A 22,216-nucleotide genomic window follows, 5' to 3' on the forward strand; every position below is an offset into this window, starting at 1 on the left:
CGTCAGCAGCAAGCCTGACCTCGCAACGCGATCGATTCCCCCCAATCCCGTGTTGCTGTGGCGGCGCCCGCTTCCCCCCATTGTGGGCGCCGCCCCCGAACTACCCGAGAGCCCCTCCCCACGGAGGGGCTCTCGGAGTTTCTCCCCCTTGCGTCGCCTGCGGCTGCGTGCTCGATCGGGGGGCTCCACGATGGCCGGGTGACCTCCTTCGTGCCGCGCGACCCGCGGCGCGCCGGCGAGGGCTCGGCGGTCCGTCCGCTCTCGTCGAGCCTCGTCGCAGCGCTCGGGCCGCTTGCCCCCGCGGTCGCCGATGCGCGAGCGACCGACGTGTTCGTGACGGGCGATGGAGCGGTGTGGAGCGACGACGGTGCCGGCAGTACGCGCGTGCCGGGCGTGCGGCTCACCTCGGCAGACGCTCGAGATCTGGCCGTGAGGCTCATCGCCGACGGCGGCCGCCACGTCGACGAGGCGACTCCGACGGCCGACGTGCGGCTCGGCGAGGGCATCCGCGTGCACGTCGTGCTGCCGCCCATCGCGCGAGCGGGCACGGCCATCTCGCTGCGTCTGCCGCGCGTGCAGCGGGTGACGCTCGACGACTGCGGACTGCCCGCGCCGGTCATCACTGCTCTGCGTGCGGCCCTCGAGGAACGACGCACGCTTCTCGTGACCGGCGCCACGGGCAGTGGCAAGACGACTCTCATGGCGGCCTGGCTCTCGGAGGCCTCGCCACGCGACCGCATCGTGCTCATCGAGGACGTCGCCGAGGCTCCGGTGGAGCATCCTCACGTGGTCGCTCTCGAATGCCGACAGGCGAATCTGGAGGGCGCGGGGGCGATCGACCTCGCGAGACTCGTGCGTGAGGCGCTGCGGATGCGGCCGGACAGGCTTGCGGTAGGCGAGTGCCGCGGGGCGGAGGTGCGCGAGTTTCTCGCCGCGCTCAACACCGGCCATCGCGGGGGAGCAGGCACGTTGCACGCCAACTCCCTCGTCGACGTACCGAGCCGACTCGAGGCGATCGGCATGATCGCGGGCCTCGCGCCGGAGCCACTGGCCCGGCAGGTGTGCAGCGGCATCGATCTGGCAGTGCACGTGCAGCACGCGACGACGGGGGAGCGCACGGCGGCACTGGGTCGCTTCGCGCTCGACGCACGGGAGCGGCTCACGATCATCCCCCTCGAGGATGCTCGGTGACGGCCACGCCCCCCGTGAGGCTCGCGGCGCACGTGCACCGGCTCGCCGTGCTCCTCGCCGCGGGAATCGCCCCAGCATCCGCGTGGCGCCACGTCGCGGCCGAGGGTGACGACGAGACCCTCGACGGCGTGGTCGCGCAGCTCGAGCGCGCTCCCGATGCGGCGCTCGCGCTCGAGCGTGCGGCGCCCGCGCAGGACCCAGCGTGGGCGGGGCTGCTGGCCGCGTGGCGAGTCGCTGCCGCCAGCGGCGCGCCGCTCGCTCCCGCGCTCACGGCCTTCGCCGGCGCGATCCGCGATCGGCAGGAGGCTGCTCGCGACATCGAGATCGCTCTCGCCGGCCCGCAGGCCACGGCGCGCATCGTGCTCCTGCTGCCCGTGTGCGCCATCGTCCTCGCGCTCCTGCTCGGTGTCGATCTGCTCGGCACACTCGCCCAGCCGCTCGGGTTCACGAGCGCGGTGCTCGGGGTCGGCCTCCTGCTGCTGGCGCGGCGGTGGATGCGGCGCATGCTGCGCGCCGCGGCGCCGCCGCCGCCCACGGCGGGGCTCCCTCTCGACCTGCTCGCCGTCGCCGCGGGCGGCGGCGGCTCACCCGAGGCGGCTCTCGCACTAGTGACGGCCGAGCTCGACCGCGCGTCCCTCGCGCTGGACGAGGTCGAGACGGCGGCCGCGCAGTCGCTCGTGCGGCTCTCACGCGTCTCAGGAGCTCCGCTGGGTGCCCTGTGCCGAGCAGAGGCCGTGGAACGTCGTGCGGATGCCCGCGCGAGCGCGCGCGGCAGCGCGGAGAGGCTCGCAGTGCGCCTCATGCTGCCCCTGGGTGCGTGCATCCTGCCGTCGTTCGTGCTGCTGGGGGTCGTGCCGCTCCTGCTCGGCCTGCTCTCCTCCACACCCGCCTCGTGAGACGGGCTCTGCGCTGTTCTGCGGCGGCCATGCCTGCCGGCGCGCCCCACGTCGCAGACTGATCGGGTTCGTGCCACTGGACCGCCCGCCGCCTGCGGGCATGATCGCCCAAGGAGCACACCATGAGCACCGCCCTCCCATCCTCCTGCCCGCCGGCCGCGACTCGCGGGCCGAATACCGCCCGCCGCCGAGGCCGGGTGCGGCTCACCGACGATCGCGGTGCCGCGACCGCCGAGTACGCCATCGCGACCATGGCAGCAGTCGGCTTCGCGAGCCTGCTCGTCGTCATCATGCAGAGCGACGAAGTGCGCGGCATCCTCACCGACCTCGTGCGCACCGCGCTCACCGTCGGGTGAGAGACGACCGCGGGGCGGCCACGGCCGAGGTCGCGGTCGCCCTTCCCGCCGTCGCTCTCGTGCTCGTCGCCTGCCTGGGTGGACTGCTCGCCGCCACCGAACTCGTGCGCCTGCAACTGGCAGCGGCCGACGCCGCGCGACTGCTCGGTCGGGGCGAGTCCTCGGCGCTGGAGCACGTGCAGCGGGCGGTGCCCGGCGCGACGGTCTCGGCGAGCCGCTCTGACGGGCTCGTGTGCGTTGACGCGCGTTCCGCGCCCCGAGTGCTCGGCGTGCCGATCGCGGTGAGCGCGTCCTCGTGCGCGCTCGACGGAGGGTGGTGACGCGCGTGCCCCGATGGTCTGCAGACCGCGGTGCGGGCACGCCGCTCGTCGTCGGAGTGCTCGCAGCCGTGGTCATCGCCGGGCTCGCTCTCGTCGGCGCCGCGAGCGCCGTCTCGGGTGCGCAGCGGGTGGGGGCGGCCGCGGATGCCGCCGCGCTCGCCGCGGCGGACGTCATGCTCGGGTGGATCGCCGGCGATCCGTGCGAGATCGCCGCGCGCGTCGCGCGGGCCCACGACACCGCCCTCGTGGGCTGCCGCACCGAGGGCTTCAGCATGATCGTGACGGTGCGGGCCACCGTCCTCAGCGTGGCCGTGGAACGGACAGCACGGGCCGGGCCTCCCGGTGCCCGTGAGGTGCGCACTCGCGCACCCTGTGTATGGTGTGGCTGACCGCGGCTTCACGCCGCGCACCCCGTCGCGGTGCGGATCCCATCCCCGCGGCATCGAGAGCGACAGTAAAAGAGGAGCACCGTGTCAGGAGCCAAGAAGCTGGTCATCGTCGAGTCGCCTGCCAAGGCGAAGACGATCGGCAAGTACCTCGGCGACGACTACGAGGTGCAGGCCTCCGTCGGCCACATCCGTGACCTCATCGAGCCGAAGAACCTGCCTCCCGAGCTCAAGAAGGGCCCACTCGGCAAGTTCTCCATCGACGTCGAGAACGGCTTCGAGCCCTACTACGTGGTCTCCGATGCGAAGAAGAAGACCGTCGCCGACCTCAAGCGAGCCCTGAAGGGGGCCGACGAGCTCTGGCTCGCAACTGATGAGGACCGCGAGGGGGAGGCGATCGCCTGGCACCTGCTCGAAGTGCTCAAGCCCAAGGTCCCGGTCAAGCGCATGGTCTTTCACGAGATCACCTCCGAGGCGATCCAGCGCGCCGTCGATGCCACGCGCGACCTCGACACCGCGCTCGTCGACGCGCAGGAGACCCGGCGCATCCTCGACCGGCTGTACGGCTACGAGGTGAGCCCCGTGCTCTGGCGCAAGGTGGGCCCGGGGCTCAGCGCGGGCCGCGTGCAGTCGGCGGCGACCCGTCTCGTCGTCGACCGCGAGCGCGAGCGCCTCGCCTTCGTCACCGCGAACTATTGGGACCTCGACACGACGCTCGCGCCCGTCGGCGGCGATACGCCGTTCACAGCGCGACTCGGCAGGCTCGACGGCAAGAAGGTCGCCACCGGGCGCGACTTCACTGACCGCGGCGAGCTCAAGTCGGCCGAGACCGTCGCCCTCGACGAGTCCACGACAACATCGCTCGCCGCGGCGCTGCGCGACCCCGACCTCGCCGTCACGGTCGCGAACGTCGAATCGAAGCCGTACACGAGGCGGCCCGCCGCGCCGTTCACGACGTCGACGCTGCAGCAGGAGGCCGGCCGCAAGCTGCGGTTCACCGCGCGCCAGACCATGTCGGTCGCCCAGTCGCTCTACGAGAACGGCTACATCACCTACATGCGCACCGACTCGGTGACGCTCTCCCAGCAGGCCGTCGACGCCGCACGCGCGCAGGCCACCCAGCTGTACGGCGCCGACAGCATTCCCGAGAAGCCCCGCACCTACTCCGGAAAGTCGAAGAACGCCCAAGAGGCCCACGAGGCAGTGCGCCCCGCCGGAGACGTCTTCCGCACCCCCAGCGAGCTCGAGGGCACCCTGCGCGGCAACGACTGGAAGCTCTACGACCTCATTTGGAAGCGCACCGTCGCGAGCCAGATGGCCGATGCGCGCGGGCAGACCGCCTCGGTCACCATTCACGCGGGCCCCACGCCGCAGAGCGCTACCCCCGCCGGCGTCGTCGCCGAATTCGCGGCGAGCGGCACCGTCATCACCTTCCGCGGCTTCCTCGCGGCCTACGAGGAGAGCCGCGACGAGGAGCGCAACGCCGACGAGCGCGCCGAACCCACCGAGTCGAAGCTGCCCCCGCTCGAGGTCGGGCAGAGCCTCACGGTCGTCGAGGTCGAGCCCAAGGGGCATGAGACGAGCCCGCCCCCGCGGTACACCGAGGCGAGCCTCGTCAAGGCGCTCGAGGAGCGGGGCATCGGCCGCCCCTCGACCTACGCCGCCATCATCTCGACGATCGTCGACCGCGGCTACGTCACCCCTCGCGGCTCCGCCCTCGTACCTAACTGGATCGCCTTCTCGGTCGTGCGACTGCTCGAAGAGAACTTCGCCGACCTCGTCGAGTACGACTTCACGGCCGCCATGGAGGCCGACCTCGACCGCATCGCCAACGGCGAAGCCGACCGCACCGAATGGCTCACCGGCTTCTACTTCGGTGATGCCCACCAGCCCGGCCTGCGCCCCGTGATCGACAACCTCGGCGAGATCGACGCGAAGACCCTCAACTCGATGCCGCTCACCGACACCATCACGCTGCGCATCGGCAAGTACGGCCCCTACCTCGAGCTCGACGAAGGCGGGGAGACGCCGCGACGCGTCAACATTCCCGAAGAGCTCGCCCCCGACGAGCTCACCGCCGCCAAAGCGCAAGAGCTCGCCGACGCCCCCGTCATCGGCGACCGCGTTCTCGGGGTGAACCCCGAGACGGGCAAGAACGTCGTCGCCAAGACCGGGCGCTTCGGGCCCTACGTCACCGAGGTAGACCCCGAGCCGGAGGAGCCCGCCCAGCCCAGCGCTGCGACGTCCACTGCCGCGGAACCCGCCGTCGACCCTGCCACCGGCGAAGTGCTCGAGCCCGCACCGAAGAAGAAGGCGGCGCCCAAGAAGAAGGCGGGCGAGAAGCCGCGCACGGCATCCCTCTTCAAGGACATGGACCCCGAGACCGTCGACCTCGCGACCGCCCTGCGCCTGCTCGACCTGCCACGCCTTGTCGGGGAGGACCCGGAGAGCGGCGAGCCGATCACGGCGCAGAACGGCCGCTACGGCCCCTACCTCAAGAAGGGCACAGACTCGCGCTCGCTCGACGAGGAGGCCCAGATCTTCGACATCGACCTCGCGGGAGCACTCGCCAAGTTCGCCGAGCCGAAGTACGGCGCCCGCAAGGCCGCGAGCGCCCTCAAGGAGTTCGACGCCGACCCGGTCAGCGGCAAGCCGATCAAGCTCAAAGACGGCCGCTTCGGCCCCTACGTCACTGACGGCGAGACCAACGCGACCGTGCCGCGCGGCGAAGACCCGATGGAGGTCGACTTCGAGCGTGCCGTTCAGCTCATCGCCGACAAGCGCGCCAAGGGGCCCGCCAAGAAGCCCGCCAAGCGTGCATCGACCGCCACCAAGAAGGCGCCGGCCAAGAAGACGACGGCCAAGAAGGCCACGGGCGCGTCGAAGGCCGCGCCGAAGCCTGCACCGAAGAAGAAGTGAGTCGCATCGCATGACCGGGCTCTTCCTGACCCTCGAAGGCGGTGACGGCTCCGGCAAGAGCACCCAGATGGGAGCCCTCACCGCGTGGCTCGAGCAGCAGGGGCGCACGGTCGTGCAGTCGCGCGAGCCCGGCGGCACCGACCTCGGCCTCGAGCTGCGCGAGATCGTCCTGCACCGCCGAGGGTTCATCGCTCCGCGCGCCGAAGCCCTGCTCTACGCAGCCGATCGCGCGCACCACATCGCGACCATCGTGCGGCCCGCACTCGAGAGAGGCGACGTCGTCATCCAGGATCGCTACCTCGACTCCTCCGTCGCCTACCAGGGCGCGGGGCGCGTGCTCGAGGCGAACGAGGTTCGCGACCTCTCCCTGTGGGCCACGGAAGGGCTGCTGCCCGACCTCACCGTCCTGCTCGACCTCGACCCGGCCGTGGGCCGCGAGCGCCTCACCGAGAGCCGCACGCGCTACGACCGCCTCGAGGCGGAGGAGGCCGACTTCCACGAGAGGGTGCGTGCCGCGTACCTCGGGCTCGCCGAGGCCGAGCCCGAGCGGTTCCTCGTGCTCGATGCGACCCTGCCCGTCGAGCAGCTGCAGCAGAGCATCCGCGACCGGGTGTCGCACCTGCTCGCCTAGAGTGGCCGCATGAGCGCGTGGGACGAGCTGACCGGGCAGGAGGCGGCCATCCGCGCCCTGCAGGAGGCCGCAGCCGACCCCGACTCGATGACCCACTCCTGGCTCATCACGGGCCCGCCCGGGTCCGGGCGCTCCAACCTCGCCTACGCGTTCGCGACCGCTCTGCTCAGCGGGCTGACCCCTGATCCCGCCGTGACCGCGACGACGGAGGCGCAGGTCGCCGCGCGCACGCATCCCGACCTCGCCGTGCTCGCGACCGACCGCGTCATCATCTCGATCGACGAAGTGCGGCAGCTCGTCTCGCAGAGTCAGTTCTCGCCCTCCGTCGCTCCCTACCGCGTCATCGTCATCGAAGACGCCGACCGCATGACCGAGCGCACCTCGAACGTGCTCCTCAAGGCGCTGGAAGAGCCGCCGCCGCGCACCGTGTGGATCCTCTGCGCGCCCAGCGCGGCCGACCTCATCCCCACCATCCGCTCCCGCGTGCGCACCATCCGCCTGCGCGTGCCGAGCGTCGCCGAGGTCGCGGACCTGCTCGTGCGCCGCGACGGCATCGCCCCCGCGCTCGCCGAGCAGGCCGCTCGAGAGGCGCAGACCCACATCGGCATGGCGCTGCGCCTCGCGACCGACCCGGATGCCCGTGCCCGCCGCACGCGCAGCCTCGAGCTCGCCCTCGGCGTGACCTCGGTGAGCGGGGCCGTGCTCGCCGCCGAGCAGCTCGTCGCTATCGCGACGGAGGACGCGAAGGCGTTCACGGTCGAGCGCGAGGCGGAGGAGCGCGAGGCCGCACTGCGGCAGCTCGGCGTCGAACCCGGCGGCACCGTTCCGCCCGCACTGCGGTCGACGCTGAAGAACCTCGAGGAGGACCAGAAGAGGCGCGCGACGCGCTCCGTGCGAGACGGTGTCGACCGTGTGCTCGTCGACCTGCTCTCGCTCTACCGCGACATCCTTCTCGTCCAGCTCGGTGCGGGCCTCGAGCTCGTCAACGAGTCCCTGCGCCCCGCTGTGGAGCGTGCCGCGCAGACCCTGAGCCCGGCGGCCGCCCTCGGAGCGATGGACGCGATCGCCCTCGCGCGGCACCGCGTCGCCGGCAACACGCCGCCGGCCCTCGCGCTCGAGGCGATGATGGTCGCGGCGAGCGGCAGGGTTCCCGCACTAGGCTCGCTCGCGTGACGCGACGCCCCCTCCTCGCCAGCCTCCTCCTCGTTCCCGTACTGCTGCTCAGCGGGTGCGTGCCGCCGTGGCTCGCCACCGTCCTCGGCGGCGGCGACACCTCCACCCCTACGGGCGAGGAGGTCGCCGACGAGCTGCGGCCGTACTACACGCAGGTTCTCGCGTGGCGGGATTGCGGCGGCGGTGCGCAGTGCTCGACGGCCCTCGCGCCCCTCGACTGGCAGAACCCTGGAACGGGCGAGCACGTCGAACTCGCCCTCGTGCGCCACCCGGCGGCGAGCGGCGCGCCCCAGGGTTCGCTGTTCATCAACCCGGGTGGCCCGGGCGCCTCCGGGTTCGACTTCGTGCGCGACAGCGTCGACTTCGCGGTGAGCACCGAGCTGCGCGAGCAGTTCGACATCGTCGGCTGGGACCCTCGCGGGGTCGGCCGATCGAGCGCCGTGACCTGCTACACCGAGACGAGCGAGCAGGACGAGTTCATCTACGGAATCCCCGACTCCGAGCCGGGAAGCCCCGAGTGGGAGGCGGAGGTCGTCGACGCCTCGCTCGACTTCATCGCCGCGTGCGAGCAGAACACCGGCCCGCTGCTCGAGTTCGTCGACACCGAGAGCACGGTGCAGGATCTCGACCTTCTGCGCGCGATCGTCGGCGACGAGGCCCTCCACTACTTCGGCTACTCCTACGGCACCGAGATCGGTGCGCGGTACGCCGACCGGTTCCCCGACAGAGTCGGCCGCCTCGTGCTGGACGGTGCGACCGACCCCACGACGACCACCTTCGAGGTCGTGCTCGCGCAGTCCGCCGGGTTCGAGCAGGCGTTGCGCGCGTACCTCGAAGGATGCCCGAGCCTCGGCGAGTGCCCCTTCACGGGCGGGGTGGAGGAGAGTCTCGACCTCATCCGCCAGCTGTACGACCGCCTGGGCGAGGAGCCCATCGAGGCGGAGGACGGCCGCTTCTTCGACAGCGCCGTGCTCGACATCGCCATCGCGACGGCACTCTACGACGAAGGCTCGTGGAGCTTCCTCAGTGAGACGTTCAGCGAGCTGCGCACCGGCGAGGTCGCCACGGGCTTCCTGCTCGCCGACTTCTACTACGGCCGCGAGGGTGGGCGCTACATCGACAACTCGCTCGAAGCGTTCATCGCCATCAACTGCCTCGACTATCCGGTCGAGACCGACCGGGACGTCATCGCCGAGCAGAACGAGCGCATTCGGGAGGTCGCCCCGACCACGGCCGACCCCTCACCGCTCGGCGACGTCATCTGCGCCAACTGGCCGTACGCCTTCGAGGGCGACCTCGAGCCCGTGCGCGCCGCCGGCGCGCCACCGATCCTCGTCATCGGCACCACCGGTGACCCGGCCACTCCCTACGAGTGGGCCGAGGCGCTGGCCGAGCAGCTCGAGAGCGGTGTGCTCGTCACCTACGTCGGCGAAGGCCACATCGCCTACGACGAAGGCGACCCGTGCATCAACGGGCTCGTCGACGACTACCTGCTCACGGGCGAGGTGCCCGCGAGCGATCCGGTCTGCAACGGGTAACGGGTGTGCGCGGCCGCCCGCGCGATGGGATAAACTCGTGAGCCGTGCCCGGTGGAACCGGGTCACGCCGCCTTAGCTCAGTCGGCAGAGCGATTCACTCGTAATGAATAGGTCCCGGGTTCGATTCCCGGAGGCGGCCCGTAAGCCAGTTCTTCCACAGTGGTCGATCCTGGTGCGCCGATGCTGACGCATCGCGGGGTTCGATTCCCGGAGGCGGCCCTGACAAACTTGCTGCGCTACTCGTCCGCGTCACCGAGAGGATGCGCATGAACGCCGTGGGTCTCGACGGCGGCCGCCTCGCGGGCCCGCTCGGCACCGCGCTCGCCGTCGCGGCGACGGTGCTCGCCGGCGTGGGCGTCGCGACGCAGTCGCGCGTCAACGGCGAGCTCGGGCAGCGCTTCGACGACGGCTTCACGGCCGCGCTCGTCTCCTTCTCCTCCGGCTGGGTGCTGCTGCTCGTGATCGTGCTCTCGACTCGGCGCGGCCGTGCGGCGGTGCGGCGCATCCCCGCGGCGCTGCGGGCAGGCGAGCTGCCCTGGTGGATGCTGCTCGGCGGTGCGGCCGGTGGCTTCTTCGTGCTCTCGCAGGGCCTCGTGGCGGGCATCCTCGGGGTGGCGATCTTCACCGTCGCACTCGTCTCGGGCCAGACGGTGACGGGAATGGTCGCGGATGCCCGGGGCTTCGCCGGGGCGCGCGTGACACCTCCCACGCTCGCGCGCCTGAGCGGCGCGGCACTCACGGTGCTCGCGGTGGCGGTGGCGGTCGCGGGCGAACTGGGCGGGAGCATCCCGTGGCCGGCGCTCATCCTGCCGCTCCTCGCGGGAGTCGGCGCGGGCATGCAGCAGGCGATGAACGGTCGCGTGCGGCAGGTGAGCGGCTCTCCGCTCGCGGCGACGCTCGTGAACTTCACGGTCGGCACAGCAGCGCTCCTCGTCGTGACCGTCATCAGCCTCGCCGTCAACGGTCTGCCCGAGCAGCCGCCGACCGAGGCGTACCTCTACGCGGGTGGCGCTGTCGGTGTCGTCTTCATCGCGATCCAGGCGGCCGCGGTCGCGCGCGTCGGCGTGCTGCTGCTCGGCATGTGCCTCGTGCTCGGGCAGCTCATGGCGGCGGTCGTGTTCGACTCCGTCGCGGCGATCGGCCCTGCGCTGCAGCCTCAGACCGTCGCCGCCGTCGTGCTCACCGCGGTGGGCATCGTCGTGGCGACGCTCGACCGCTGGCGGCGGCCGCGCACCGTGCTGGCGACGTCTCCAGCCCCGGGCTCCGCCGGGCCTACTCCTCGTCGGCCGTGAAGCCGAGGGCGAGCGAGTTCATGCAGTAGCGGTCGCCCGTGGGGGTGCCGAAGCCGTCGGGGAACACGTGGCCCAGGTGCGAGCCGCACGCGGCGCAGCGCACCTCGGTACGGGTCATGCCGAGCGAGGTGTCCTCGAGCAGCTCGACGGCGTCGGGGCGAACCGACTCGTAGAAGCTCGGCCAGCCGCAGCCCGAGTCGAACTTGGTGCCGGCCTGGAACAGTTCGGCGTTGCACGCTCCGCACGTGTAGATGCCGCTGCGGCTCTCGTCGAGCAGCTCTCCCGTCCACGCGCGTTCGGTGCCGGCCTCGCGCAGCACCTGATATCGCTCCTCGCCGAGCTCGGCCCGCCACTCGTCCTCGGTCTTCTGCACGGCGTAGCTCTGGTCGTTCTGGGCGGTCGTGTCGTCACTCATGGGGTTCCCCGCTTCTCGCCCGGCCTCGGGCGGTTGGTCTGCACCCCATTAAACTCGCATTCGTGCCCGAGACTTCCCCGATGTTGCGGACGTGGGGCGAGCTGAGCCTCGACGAGTTCTTCGAGATCGCGCGCGTGCGCACCGAAGTGTTCTTCCTCGAGCAGCGCATCGACGAGGAGGAGCTCGACGAGCGCGACCGCGAGGAGACCACCGAGCACGTCTGGATCTCCGATGATCGCGGCGTGGCCGCCTACCTGCGCGTCGTCGTCGACGCGCAGCCGCAGGAGGGCAATCGGGATGCCCGGCGTCTCGTCGGCCGCGTCGTCACCCGCGCCGACCGACGGGGGGAGGGGCTCGCGAGGCGCCTCATCGAGCATGTCATCGAGCGGCACGGCCACGAGCCGTTGGCGCTGCACGCCCAGAGCTACATCCAGCCGCTGTACGCCGCGCTCGGCTTCGAGCCGTACGGCGACGAATATGTCGAGGCGGGCATCCCGCACGTCTCCATGTACCGCGCCGCGACCGCATAGCGCCTTCGAAGGTGCGACGGCTAGCCTGACCGGTGTTCTTCGGCGCGTCGACGCGCCCTCAGCCTGTCGTACAGAAGGGCCTCTCGTGCTCCGTCGCTTCCGCCGCCGACTCGGCACTGCGGGTCTCGCCCTCGCGGTGGCCGCGGCCGTGGGGCTGGGCCTCTCGGTCGGTGCAGAGACGGAGAGGGCCGCGGCGGCCTCCGTCGACGAGTGCGCGGTGCAGGATGCTCGGCTCGAGTGGGGCTTCAAAGAGAGCTTCCGCGCCTACGTGAGCGGCTCGATCGCGAACGGCGAGTGGCAGGCGGCCGACGGCGCCACCTACGCGACGCCCTCCTTCACGTTCGGGGAGGGCTCCGGCGCCGTCGCCTCGGGCTCGGCGACGGCCGAGCTTCTCTTCGCGGGCAGCATCCGCTTCACCGGGCACGGCGACATTCTCGACACGACCGTGAGCATGCCCCGCGTCGCCCTCGCGGACGCCGCGTCGGGGCTGCTCGTGCTCGACGTCGTCGGCACGACGCAGGAGGGCGCCGAGGTCGCGGCGCGGGGGGTCGAGTTCGCGAGCCTCGACCTGACGGCGGCCACGCGCTCCGTGGCGGACGGCGTGCTGACCGTCGAGGGCATCGCGGCCGCCCTCACCGAGGACGGTGCGGCGGCCTTCGGCACCTACCCGGCGGGGGAGCCGCTCGACCCGATCACGATCGTCGCGCCGCTCGACCCAGCCTGCGCGGCCGAGGTCGAGGCGGACCTCGTGGTGTCTGGAGGGGCCTCGTGGGTCGCGCCCGCGCTGACCGGGGCGGGCGTCGTTCTCGCCCTCGCGGTGCTCACGGTGGGCGGGATCACGGTCGTGCGTCGCCGCCGCGCGCCGTGAGCATGCGGAGGTCGACGGCCGCCCCGGCGCGTTCGCGTGACACAATGCGGGCGTGAGCACGACCGCCGAGCGCTACCGGCGCTTCGCCCGGGAGGCGGCGCCCCGGTCGCCCACCTATGCGGGCTGGGCAGAGGCGCTCGCCGCCGATGAGGCGAGCATCGCGCTGATCGATGCGCTGCCCGTGGCGAGCCGTCAACCCGTGCTCATCCTCACCGCCGCGCGCTTCGCGGGCCTCGCACCGCACGAGAGCATCGCGCCATGGGTGCGGGAGCACTGGCCGGCCGTAGCCGGCATCGCCCGGCAGCGCGCGACACAGACCAACGATCCGCGGCGCACGGCGCCGCTCGTGGCCGCGCTGCAGCGCATCGAGGGGCCGGTCGCGCTGCTCGAAGTCGGCGCGTCGGCGGGTCTCACACTCCTTCCCGACCGCTACAGCCACGTGTTCGAGCGGGGAAGTGCGCTCCACCGCCTCGATCCGGAGGACGGCGCGTCGGCGCTCGAGCTGCGCTGCGCTCTCGGAGAGAGCGTGCCGGTGCCGACCCGCCTGCCCCGCATCGTCTGGCGTGCGGGGCTCGAGCGGCAGCCACTGCCCTGGGGCGACGCGGAGGCGGAGCGCTGGTTGCGCACGCTCGTCTGGCCGGAGGAGCGCGACCGAGCGCTGCAGCTGAACCAGGCCATGACGATCGCCCGTCGAGAGCCGCCGCGACTCGTCGCGGGCGACGCCCTCGACGGGTTGCCCGCGCTCGCCGCGCAGGCGCCGAGCGGCGCCACGCTCGTCGTGTGGAGCCCCGCCGTGCTCGTCTACCTCGACCCGGCGCGGCGCGAGCGGTTCCACGACCTCGCCACTGCGCTGCCCGGCCACTGGATCTCTCTCGACGGCCGCCGCGTTCTCGAGCGCGTGGGTGAGAGCGCGGACGCCCTCCTGCCCGGCCCGGACGACGACTTCATCCTGAGCGTCGATGGCCGCGCCGCGGCCGTCGTGTCACCTCACGGCGACCGCCTCGAGCGCTGGGCACCCGAGGGGCGGACTCAGGAGTCCGGAGCGTAGATCGCTCGCGCGAGGGCGTCCAGCATGAGCGGTGTGCGCGGCCCGAAGCTCAGGATCTCGCCGTCCGCCATGTCGACGAAGCGACGGTTCTCTCCCGCGCGCGTCAGGGCGATCGCGGGCTTCGCGGCGAGGAGCCCCTCGACTCCGCCCACGCTCTCGAGCCCGTCGGTCATGACGAGGATGAGGTCGGGGTCGGCCGCGATGAGAGCCTCGTCCGTCATGGGGCGCAGGCCCTGCCAGCCGATCTCCCCGGCCACGTCGATGCCTCCGACGCCCTCGATGAGCTCGTCTGCACCCGACTCCTCGCCGAAGAGGTAGTAGATGCGCGAGGCGCCACGCAAGTAGAGAAAGAGGATGCGCACGCGATCGGCGGTGTCGGTCGGTGCGATGGAGGCGATCTCGTCGACGACGGCGTCGACCTCGGCGTCGAGCTGCGCGGCCAGCACCTCGCCCGTCGCGGGCGCCCCGAGCGCCGCGGCCACCTGCCGCGCGAGCTCGGCGGGGGCGCCGAGCCCTGGCTCAGCATCCACGTAGACGACCGTGACGCCCGCATCGCGCAGCTGCACGACCACGTCGGTCGGCCCGATCGTGCCATCGGTGATGACGATGCTCGGGCGCAGCGCGAGCATCGACTCGCTGTTGATGGCGTGGCCGCTGCTCGTCACGACGGGTAGGCCGTCTGCCTCGGGAAAGGTCGTCGAGATGTCGCGGCCGACCACCGAGTCGCCGAACCCGAGCGCGAACACGGTCGAGGCGATCGACCCGGCGATGTCGAGCGGCAGGATGCGGCTCGTGTCGTCGACGGTCACCTCGACGTCGCCGGCGAGATCGCGAGAGACCACCGTGGTCGGCAGCTGCTGCGCCGGTGCCTCCGCCACGGGGGTGATCGAGGCCGTCTCGAGCACTGCGGTCGACGGGCCCACGTGATCCCGCGGGTTCTCGAGCACGTCGAGCTCGGCCAGCGGCGGTCGAGGAGTGATCGAGGCAGGCGACTCGGCCACGGGCCCCGCCGTGCCCGTCGTGCAGGCCGAGAGCACGGCGACGCACAGGAGCGTCGCGAGCGCGCGGGGAAGCAGGGAGGTCATGGGGGTCCGAAACGGGGCTGGGGCGCGCTCGGGGCGACGCCGGTCGACTGAGGCAACCCTAACCGAGTTGGCTGGGCACCTGCCCGGCCGTGGGCGAGCCGCCACGGTCGGGCTCGCGAGGCTCCTAGGGTGTGGGTATGGATGCCCGATCCGACGCCCTCGACGAGCCCGCGCGCCGCGTGCTCGAGTTCGAGCGCGACTGGTGGGGCCACAGCGGCGCGAAGGAGCTGCGCATCCGTCGTGACTTCGGCTGGAGCGCCGCCCGCTACTATCAGGTGCTGAACGCCGTGATCGACACCGATGTCGCCGCACGCTACGACCCGGTGCTGGTCGGTCGCCTGCGGGAGGTGCGGCAGCAGCGCTCCCAGCAGCGCCGCACGCGGCGCCCCTCGACGACCGGCGCAGCCTGACCCGCCCCCACCTCAGCCGAAAGGCTTCACGATGGCCGAGTACGACCCCGATCGTTTCGACGACGTGCCCGACTCCCTCGGGCGCGTCGGCGCGCACCGGGCGCCGCGTCGGCGGGGTCGCGGCTGGATCGCGGTGGCGTGGGCCCTGCTCGCGAGCGGCGCGCTCGTCGTTGCCGGGCTCTACAGCCTCTCCCTCGTGAGCGACAGCGTGACCTTCGAGATCCCGGGCTTCTCCGAGCCCGAGCCCATGCCGACCCCCGAGCCCACGCCGACGATGACGCCCACGGCGGACCCGGTCCTGGACCCGAGCGCCGTCGACCTTCCGAGCGGTTTCACGATCACCGTCCTCAATGCGACACCGTTCGAGGGCCTCGCCGCTCAGGGCGGCGCCGAGCTCTCCGAGGCCGGCTGGCCCGTCGGCACGACGACGAATGCCGCGCAGGACGACTTCCCCGACACGGTCGTGTTCTACTCCGACCCGGCCAACGAAGGCTTCGCCCGCGGCATCGCGCAGCAGTTGCGTGTTGCCGACATCGAGCTCTCCGACGCCTTCCCCGGTGCTCCCATCACCGTCGTGCTCGGCGCGGACTACTCGGCACGCGGCTGACGCCCGGCCCCGGGCATCCCGAATCGGCGTTACGCCGACGTTTCGACTCTGTGAAGAGTGCTCGCGGCCCCTGGTGACGGTCGTGCTGCGGTGGTTAGCATCGCTCCACGCACAGCAAGGAGTCACCGCATGACCAAGGGAACCGTCAAGTGGTTCAACGCCGAGAAGGGCTTCGGCTTCATCACTCTCGAGGGAGGGGAGCAGGACGTCTTCGTCCACTACTCGGCCATCGACATGCCCGGCTACAAGGTTCTCGAAGAGGGTCAGGCGGTGAGCTTCGAGGTGGGCACCGGCTCGAAGGGCCCTCAGGCCGAAGGCGTCACCGTCCTCTGACGGCGCGCCCGCTTCGCGCCTCACCTCCCGCCTCCGCCTGCGCGGTTACGCTGTCGCCATGAGGATGCGCGCACGCAGTCGCTGGTCGGCAGCGGTCGGCGTGCTCGCGGCCCTCGCCCTGGCCAGCGGGTGCGCCGCTGAGCGCGAGTTGCCGGTGCCGACGGCGACGCCCGAGTACGTGCCGGTGTTCGAGGAGCCCGAACCGTACACGCTCGCCCCGCTAACGGGAGAGCAGGTGGCGCCCGGCTCGCTCGACCACCCCTCGATCGCAGCGAAGATCGACAACAACATCAACGCCCGCCCCCAGATCGGCCTCGGGCGGGCCGACATCGTCTACGAGATCCTCGTGGAGGGCGGCGCCACGCGCCACATCGCCGTGTGGCACTCCGACATTCCCGACGAGATCGGCCCGATCCGCTCCGTACGACCGGTCGACCCCGACGTCGTGTCGCCGTTGGGCGGCGTCTTCGCGTACTCGGGCGGTCAGTACCGGTTCGTCGTCGCGATGCAGAACGCTCCCGTGTACAACGCGATCCACGGGCAGGCAGACACCGCGGAGACCATCTTCCGCGGCACCAACGCCCCGGCCCCGCACAACGTCATCGTGCGCGCGCCGCAGATCGTGGCGCAGCAGGGCAGGCTCGACCCGCCTCCGCAGCTGTTCGCCTTCGCGGAGAGCGTCGCCGCGGCGACCGCCACGAAGGAGGGCTCGCCCACGGCCCGCATCGGGCTGCAGTTCTCCGTCGGCAACACGCCCGCGTGGGAGTGGAACGCCGAGAGCGAGCGCTGGGTGCGCTTCATGCACGGCGGCGCCGTCGATCGGGATGCCTCGGGCGACCAGCTCGCCGCCGTCAACGTCGTGACGCTCCGGGTGCCCGTGCAGGTCATCCAGAGCATTCCGACGGTCGGTCTGCGGGGCTCGGGCGACGCGTGGGTCTCCACGGGCGGGGGCACCGTGCGCGCCCAGTGGTCGAAGAGCGGCCTCACCGACACCATCCGTCTGCTCGACGAGCACGGAGTCGCCGTGCGCCTCGCGCCCGGCAATACGTGGGTCGAGCTCGTCCCCCTCGCGGGCGACGTGACCTTCCGCGCCCCCTAGCCCCACCCCGCTTCCCGCCAGATCTGACGGGAACGGGCGCTCGCCAAATGCCTGAGCGCCCATTCGGGTCAGATCTGGCTCACGGCGGGTCGTGTTGGCTTGCACTCGAAGGGTGCGAGTGCCAGAATCAGTTAGCACTCGCGATAGCCGAGTGCCAGAGCTACTGCACGTGATACGTCCGGGAGGGACGAAAGACACCCATGGCTAAATTGATTGCTTTTGACGAAGAGGCCCGCCGCGGCCTCGAGCGCGGCCTGAACATCCTGGCCGACGCAGTGCGCGTCACCCTCGGCCCGCGCGGCCGCAACGTCGTGCTGGAGAAGAAGTGGGGCGCCCCCACGATCACCAACGACGGCGTCTCCATCGCCAAGGAGATCGAGCTGGAGGACCCGTTCGAGAAGATCGGTGCCGAGCTGGTCAAGGAGGTCGCGAAGAAGACCGATGACGTCGCCGGCGACGGTACGACGACCTCGGTCGTGCTCGCCCAGGCGCTCGTGCGCGAGGGCCTGCGCAACGTCGCGGCCGGCGCCGACCCCATCAGCCTCAAGCGCGGCATCGAGAAGGCCACGCAGGCCGTCTCGGCCCAGCTGCTGAAGAACGCCAAGGAGGTCGAGACCAAGGAGGAGATCGCCGCCACCGCGAGCATCTCCGCCGCCGACCCCGAGATCGGCGCGCTCATCGCCGAGGCCATCGACAAGGTGGGCAAGGAGGGCGTCGTCACGGTCGAGGAGTCGAACACCTTCGGCACCGAGCTCGAGCTCACCGAGGGTATGCGCTTCGACAAGGGCTACCTCTCGGCGTACTTCGTCACCGACCCCGAGCGCCAGGAAGCGGTCTTCGAAGACCCCTACGTGCTCATCGTCAACGGCAAGATCTCGGCGATCAAGGACCTGCTCCCCGTCGTGGACAAGGTGATCCAGAGCGGCAAGCAGCTGCTCATCATCGCCGAGGACGTCGAGGGCGAGGCCCTTGCGACGCTCGTGGTCAACAAGATCCGCGGCATCTTCAAGTCGGTCGCCGTCAAGGCTCCCGGCTTCGGCGACCGCCGCAAGGCCATGCTGCAGGACATCGCGATCCTCACCGGCGGTCAGGTCATCAGCGAGGAGGTCGGTCTCAAGCTCGAGAACGCCACCCTCGACCTGCTGGGCCGCGCGCGCAAGGTCGTCATCACGAAGGACGAGACGACGATCGTGGAGGGCGCCGGCGAGGCCGACGCCATCGCGGGCCGCGTCAAGCAGATCCGCGCCGAGATCGAGAACACCGACAGCGACTACGACCGCGAGAAGCTCCAGGAGCGCCTCGCGAAGCTCGCCGGCGGCGTCGCCGTCATCAAGGCGGGTGCCGCGACCGAGGTGGAGCTCAAGGAGCGCAAGCACCGCATCGAGGATGCCGTGCGCAACGCCAAGGCCGCCGTCGAGGAGGGCATCGTCGCCGGTGGTGGCGTCGCCCTCATCCAGGCGGGCAAGATGGCCTTCGAGTCGAAGGAGCTCACCGACCTCGTCGGTGACGAGGCGACGGGTGCGAACATCGTCCGCCTCGCCGTCGACTCGCCGCTCAAGCAGATCGCGCTCAACGCCGGCATGGAGGCGGGTGTCGTTGCCGAGAAGGTGCGCAACCTTCCCATCGGGCACGGCCTCAACGCCGCGACCGGCGAGTACGGCGACATGCTCGCCGCCGGCATCGCCGACCCGGTGAAGGTGACGCGCTCGGCGCTGCTCAACGCCGCGTCGATCGCCGGGCTGTTCCTCACGACGGAGGCCGTCGTGGCAGACAAGCCGGAGAAGAACCCGCAGCCGATGGGCGACCCTTCGGGGGGCATGGACTTCTAGTCCAGCCAGCTCACTGCACCGACAACGGGGCGGCATCCCTCACGGGATGCCGCCCCGTTTCGTGTGTGCGGCAGGCGGCACTGCTCAGGCGGCGTCGCGCGCCTCGGCGAGACCGACGAAGAGCTGGGTGTTGAAGTCGTACGCGACCATGACCTCGTCGATCACGCGCTCGCGCTCGTCGTCGTTCCACGCGACGGTATCGAGCTGATGCCGGTAGGTGTCCTTGAAGGCGCCCGGGTCGGCAATCTGGTCGAAGAGGTAGAAGCCGATGCCGTTGGTCTCGAATCCGAAGCGCCGCGCCATGACCTTTGCGATGTACTGGCCGCCGGAGAGGTCGCCGAGGTAGCGCGTGTAGTGGTGGGCGACATAGCCCGCGGGCCAGGTGGCGGCGACCTCGAGGATGCGCGCCGCGTATCGGCGCGTGATCTCGAGCGGCGCGATGCGCGCGCGCCAGTCGCCGCCGTGAAGGAACGCCAGGTCGTTCTCGAGCGCGGGCAGGCGCGTGAGTGCGGGGGAGAGGAAGGGTGCGACGTCGGGGTTCTCGCGCATCGCCGGCTGCACGCTCTCCAGGGCCTCGTAGATGACGTAGTGCTGCTCGACGAGGGCGACGTAGTCCTCCCGGGAGCCCGCCCCCGCCATGAGGTCGCTCATGAACGTGGCGCTCTCACTGCTGCTGTGCCCACGAGCGGTGCGCTCACGCACGAGGCGCGAGAAGGGGATGACGTCAGGCTCGGGTGCGGTCACGGTGATCTCCAGGCTAGGTAAGGCGCACCTAACCTATCGCTCACCCGAGCGAGGCGCCAGAGGTCGAGCGGCCAGAGTCTGAGATACCGAGGGTCCGGGCGCTCGCGACGCTAGTCGTGGGCACGAGGCTCGATCCCGAGCGCCGCGCACGCGCGATCGTAGAGCACGACGATCTCCCGTCGAATCTGCGGCCGAGCGCTGATGGGTGCCGTCCACTCCACCCGCAGAGGGTGCTCCGCCCCCTGGCTCGCGTCTGTCTCGTACACCCACTCTCCCGCCTCGCCGTCGACGCCGACCATGCGCGCACGCACGGCAGCGCGATCACCGAACGCTCGGGCGATGAGCAGGTTGTCGTCGGCGTGATCCCCGTTCATGTGGGTGAGCACGCCCGCGACGATGGCGGGGTCGAAACTGGTCACACCCACCAGACTAGGGCGCGGAGCATCGGTCAGCGCAGGAAGAGCCGGGCGTTCTGATGCTCTATCTCGGCGTAGTGCTGCCCCGCGTGCGCGAGCGCCTCGGTCAGGGCGCCGAGTGACTGCTCGACCCGCTGCTGCGTCGCGCTCCAGTCAGCGACGAGCGATTGGAAGGCGCTCGCGGCGGAGCCCGTCCACGATCCCTGCAGCGACACGAGCTGGTTCTGCAGCGCGGCGACCTCTGCCTGGATGCGCCCGATCGACCCGCGGGCTGCGCCCGTTGCCGAGATCACCGCATCGCTGTCCACCTGATATCGCGTCATGACGTCCTCCTGTCCCGCAAGGGCGAGCCCCCCGCTGCACAGCAGAGTAGGAGCGCGCGTCAGGAGCCGGATGCCGCGTCGGCCCCCTGCTCACCTGCGGGTGTCTCGTCGCTCTTGGGGAGGAGCGGCAGGGTGACTCGGAAGGTCGCGCCGCCGCCCGGGGTGTCGACAACGTCGATGCGGCCATGGTGGTGATCGACGATGGAGGCAGCGATCGCGAGACCGAGACCAGAGCCGCCTGTGTCTCGGGCCCGCGAGGAGTCGGCGCGGAAGAAGCGCTGGAAGATCTTCTCCTTCAACTGCGGCGGGATGCCCTCGCCATGGTCGACGACCGCGATCGTGCCGAGTCCCAAGAGAGGGTCCGCCCCTACCGCGATCTCGAGCGGAGACCCCTCGGGCGTGAACCGCACCGCGTTGCCGATGAGGTTGGTGATCACTTGGCGCAACTTGTTCTCCTCGCCGAGCACCACGGCGGGCGCGGGAGGTGAGGAGGCCTCGGGGGCCTCGGGCTCGGTCACCACCGAGCGGCCTCGGCGGCGACGCAGTCGCGCGAGAGCCGAGCCGGCCAGCGCGATCGCGCCGGTTGGGGCTGGGGCGCTCGGCGACTCGGCGGGGTCGGCGTGAGCGGTGCGGCTCGCAGCCTCGGGGGCGTCGGCCGGGGCATCCTTCTCGATCGCCTCGCCCTCGGGTGCGTACTCGTCGAGGACGACCGTCACCTCGCGGTCCGGTGCGCCCGCCATGGCGTCGAGGGCCGCATCGCGAGCGAGGTCGGCCAGGTCGACGGGCGCCAGCTCGAGAGGGCGCGACTCGTCGAGCCGCGCGAGCTCGAGCAGGTCGGCCACGAGGGCGCCCATGCGCACGGCCTCCTTCTCGATGCGCTCCATCGCCTGAGCGACATCCTCGGGCTTCTGCAGGGCTCCCATGCGGTACAGCTCGGCGTAGCCCCGCACCGAGACAAGCGGAGTGCGCAACTCGTGGCTGGCGTCGCCGACGAAGCGTCGCATCTGGCTGATCGTCGCGGCGCGGTCGGCGAACGCCCGGTCGATGCGCGAGAGCATCGTGTTGAGAGAGCGGTTGAGTCGGCCGACCTCGGTGTTGGGGGTCGCTCCGCCCAGTCGCTGGCTGAAGTCGCCTCCCGCAAACCGCGCGGCCGTCGCCTCCACGTCGCGCAACGGTCGGAACGTGGAGGTCACGAGCAGGCGCGTCAGGGCAGCGCTGAGGATGACGACGACGAGACCGAAGCCCAGGAAGATCGAGGCGAACGACCCGATCACGCCGTTCGTGTCGGCCAGGTCGGCGCCGATCACGAGGGTCGCGGCGTGCGTCGTCTCCGACTCGCTGTCGACGACGGCGAGAGGGAAGGTCGCCACGCGCCACTGGGTCGTGCGGTCCTGGCTCGCGACGGTGATGCCGCCCTCGACGCGCTCGAGGTACTCGGCGGTCAGTCGCGAGACGTCGGGTGCGCGATCCCGGCTCGCGGAGCCCACGTTGTCGTCGATGATGACGCCGTCCCCGGCGACGGCGCCGAAGTAGAACTGGCTGGAGAAGACAGACGGAGTCAGCTCGTCGAAGGAGGCGAAGTCTTCGAGGCTGAAGGTCGCGGGCGACTGCGGCACCTGCTCTTCGGCGACCTGCAGCAGCTGCCGGTCGACTTCGTCGACGAGCGTGCGCTGCAGCACCGTGAGGGTGCCCATGCCGACGACGAGCAGACCTACGGTGACGACGAGGACGGTCACGCCGGTGATCTTGGAGCGTAGGGAGATGCCCTCCCACCACTGCGTCAGCTGCTCATGCATCGGGAGCCAAG

General features: G+C 71.2%; 24 protein-coding genes and 1 tRNA gene. 19 read left to right on the forward strand and 6 right to left on the reverse strand.

Features of this window, described 5'->3' with window-relative positions:
• The first annotated feature begins 198 nt into the window (after positions 1 to 198).
• The 11 genes from HUJ41_RS01630 to HUJ41_RS01680 all read left to right on the forward strand — a co-directional run bounded on the left by HUJ41_RS01630 (position 199) and on the right by HUJ41_RS01680 (position 10,702).
• Positions 199 to 1,191, forward strand: a complete 993-nt coding sequence (locus HUJ41_RS01630; protein ID WP_224744523.1) for a TadA family conjugal transfer-associated ATPase — start codon at positions 199 to 201, stop codon at positions 1,189 to 1,191.
• Entirely contained in the window at positions 1,188 to 2,087 is a 900-nt protein-coding gene (locus HUJ41_RS01635; RefSeq protein WP_179873066.1) for a type II secretion system F family protein, read from the forward strand. Before HUJ41_RS01630 ends, HUJ41_RS01635 begins: the two co-directional genes overlap by 4 nt.
• A 122-nt stretch (positions 2,088 to 2,209) precedes the next feature.
• Entirely contained in the window at positions 2,210 to 2,443 is a 234-nt protein-coding gene (locus tag HUJ41_RS01640; protein ID WP_179873067.1) for a DUF4244 domain-containing protein, read from the forward strand.
• A complete protein-coding gene (locus HUJ41_RS01645; protein ID WP_179873068.1) occupies positions 2,440 to 2,763 on the forward strand; it encodes a TadE family type IV pilus minor pilin in 324 nt (107 codons plus the stop codon). Before HUJ41_RS01640 ends, HUJ41_RS01645 begins: the two co-directional genes overlap by 4 nt.
• Positions 2,764 to 2,768: 5 nt before the next feature.
• Positions 2,769 to 3,152: an Rv3654c family TadE-like protein gene (locus HUJ41_RS01650; protein ID WP_179873069.1), complete on the forward strand. Its 384-nt coding sequence runs from the start codon at positions 2,769 to 2,771 to the stop codon at positions 3,150 to 3,152.
• An 81-nt stretch (positions 3,153 to 3,233) separates the two neighbouring features.
• Complete coding sequence (gene topA, locus HUJ41_RS01655; RefSeq protein ID WP_179873070.1) at positions 3,234 to 6,068, forward strand: type I DNA topoisomerase; 2,835 nt, start codon at positions 3,234 to 3,236, stop codon at positions 6,066 to 6,068.
• A 10-nt stretch (positions 6,069 to 6,078) separates the two neighbouring features.
• A complete protein-coding gene (gene tmk, locus HUJ41_RS01660; RefSeq protein ID WP_179873071.1) occupies positions 6,079 to 6,699 on the forward strand; it encodes a dTMP kinase in 621 nt (206 codons plus the stop codon).
• Between the two features lie 9 nt (positions 6,700 to 6,708).
• Positions 6,709 to 7,872, forward strand: a complete 1,164-nt coding sequence (locus tag HUJ41_RS01665; protein ID WP_179873072.1) for a DNA polymerase III subunit delta' — start codon at positions 6,709 to 6,711, stop codon at positions 7,870 to 7,872.
• Positions 7,869 to 9,410: an alpha/beta hydrolase gene (locus HUJ41_RS01670; RefSeq protein ID WP_179873073.1), complete on the forward strand. Its 1,542-nt coding sequence runs from the start codon at positions 7,869 to 7,871 to the stop codon at positions 9,408 to 9,410. Before HUJ41_RS01665 ends, HUJ41_RS01670 begins: the two co-directional genes overlap by 4 nt.
• Positions 9,411 to 9,476: 66 nt before the next feature.
• A tRNA-Thr gene (locus HUJ41_RS01675) sits at positions 9,477 to 9,549 on the forward strand.
• A 127-nt stretch (positions 9,550 to 9,676) separates the two neighbouring features.
• A complete protein-coding gene (locus HUJ41_RS01680) occupies positions 9,677 to 10,702 on the forward strand; it encodes a DMT family transporter (protein WP_179873074.1) in 1,026 nt (341 codons plus the stop codon).
• Here the strand turns inward: HUJ41_RS01680 and msrB are convergent.
• Positions 10,683 to 11,117, reverse strand: a complete 435-nt coding sequence (msrB, locus tag HUJ41_RS01685) for a peptide-methionine (R)-S-oxide reductase MsrB (RefSeq protein ID WP_179873075.1) — start codon at positions 11,115 to 11,117, stop codon at positions 10,683 to 10,685. The two genes, HUJ41_RS01680 and msrB, sit on opposite strands and share 20 nt — an antisense overlap.
• 62 nt (positions 11,118 to 11,179) lie before the next feature.
• Between msrB and HUJ41_RS01690 the strand changes: the two genes are divergently transcribed.
• From HUJ41_RS01690 to HUJ41_RS01700, 3 genes are all read left to right on the forward strand, one after another.
• A complete protein-coding gene (locus HUJ41_RS01690; RefSeq protein WP_246299283.1) occupies positions 11,180 to 11,647 on the forward strand; it encodes a GNAT family N-acetyltransferase in 468 nt (155 codons plus the stop codon).
• A gap of 85 nt (positions 11,648 to 11,732) precedes the next feature.
• Positions 11,733 to 12,515: an HtaA domain-containing protein gene (locus tag HUJ41_RS01695; protein WP_179873076.1), complete on the forward strand. Its 783-nt coding sequence runs from the start codon at positions 11,733 to 11,735 to the stop codon at positions 12,513 to 12,515.
• 52 nt (positions 12,516 to 12,567) lie between these two features.
• Complete coding sequence (locus HUJ41_RS01700; protein WP_179873077.1) at positions 12,568 to 13,563, forward strand: DUF2332 domain-containing protein; 996 nt, start codon at positions 12,568 to 12,570, stop codon at positions 13,561 to 13,563.
• Here HUJ41_RS01700 and HUJ41_RS01705 read toward each other — a convergent pair.
• The gene (locus HUJ41_RS01705; RefSeq protein ID WP_179873078.1) at positions 13,545 to 14,648 is read right to left on the reverse strand and encodes a heme/hemin ABC transporter substrate-binding protein; all 1,104 of its coding nucleotides are present in this window, start codon (positions 14,646 to 14,648) and stop codon (positions 13,545 to 13,547) included. The two genes, HUJ41_RS01700 and HUJ41_RS01705, sit on opposite strands and share 19 nt — an antisense overlap.
• 137 nt (positions 14,649 to 14,785) lie before the next feature.
• Here HUJ41_RS01705 and HUJ41_RS01710 point away from each other — a divergent pair, with 137 nt between their 5' ends.
• The 5 genes from HUJ41_RS01710 to groL all read left to right on the forward strand — a co-directional run bounded on the left by HUJ41_RS01710 (position 14,786) and on the right by groL (position 18,926).
• Positions 14,786 to 15,058, forward strand: coding sequence for a DUF3263 domain-containing protein (locus HUJ41_RS01710; RefSeq protein ID WP_179873079.1), 273 nt, complete (start codon positions 14,786 to 14,788; stop codon positions 15,056 to 15,058).
• Positions 15,059 to 15,089: 31 nt separating this feature from the next.
• Positions 15,090 to 15,665 carry a LytR C-terminal domain-containing protein gene (locus tag HUJ41_RS01715; protein ID WP_179873080.1) on the forward strand — a complete coding sequence of 192 codons (576 nt, stop codon included), beginning with the start codon at positions 15,090 to 15,092 and terminating at the stop codon, positions 15,663 to 15,665.
• Between the two features lie 129 nt (positions 15,666 to 15,794).
• Entirely contained in the window at positions 15,795 to 15,998 is a 204-nt protein-coding gene (locus HUJ41_RS01720) for a cold-shock protein (RefSeq protein ID WP_179873081.1), read from the forward strand.
• A 58-nt stretch (positions 15,999 to 16,056) separates the two neighbouring features.
• A complete protein-coding gene (locus tag HUJ41_RS01725; RefSeq protein ID WP_179873082.1) occupies positions 16,057 to 17,097 on the forward strand; it encodes a DUF3048 domain-containing protein in 1,041 nt (346 codons plus the stop codon).
• A 200-nt stretch (positions 17,098 to 17,297) separates the two neighbouring features.
• The gene (gene groL, locus HUJ41_RS01730) at positions 17,298 to 18,926 is read left to right on the forward strand and encodes a chaperonin GroEL (RefSeq protein ID WP_152583927.1); all 1,629 of its coding nucleotides are present in this window, start codon (positions 17,298 to 17,300) and stop codon (positions 18,924 to 18,926) included.
• A gap of 84 nt (positions 18,927 to 19,010) precedes the next feature.
• On the opposite strand, the gene HUJ41_RS01735 is transcribed toward groL, so the two are convergent.
• From HUJ41_RS01735 to HUJ41_RS01750, 4 genes are all read right to left on the reverse strand, one after another.
• Positions 19,011 to 19,670 carry a biliverdin-producing heme oxygenase gene (locus tag HUJ41_RS01735; protein WP_179873083.1) on the reverse strand — a complete coding sequence of 220 codons (660 nt, stop codon included), beginning with the start codon at positions 19,668 to 19,670 and terminating at the stop codon, positions 19,011 to 19,013.
• A gap of 110 nt (positions 19,671 to 19,780) precedes the next feature.
• Positions 19,781 to 20,089: a DUF2470 domain-containing protein gene (locus HUJ41_RS01740; protein WP_179873084.1), complete on the reverse strand. Its 309-nt coding sequence runs from the start codon at positions 20,087 to 20,089 to the stop codon at positions 19,781 to 19,783.
• A 29-nt stretch (positions 20,090 to 20,118) separates the two neighbouring features.
• Positions 20,119 to 20,409: a WXG100 family type VII secretion target gene (locus HUJ41_RS01745; protein ID WP_179873085.1), complete on the reverse strand. Its 291-nt coding sequence runs from the start codon at positions 20,407 to 20,409 to the stop codon at positions 20,119 to 20,121.
• 59 nt (positions 20,410 to 20,468) lie between these two features.
• Positions 20,469 to 22,205, reverse strand: coding sequence for a sensor histidine kinase (locus HUJ41_RS01750; protein WP_179873086.1), 1,737 nt, complete (start codon positions 22,203 to 22,205; stop codon positions 20,469 to 20,471).
• Positions 22,206 to 22,216: the final 11 nt, after the last annotated feature.

This window comes from Microcella indica (assembly GCF_013414345.1).
Lineage (GTDB): Bacteria > Actinomycetota > Actinomycetes > Actinomycetales > Microbacteriaceae > Microcella > Microcella indica.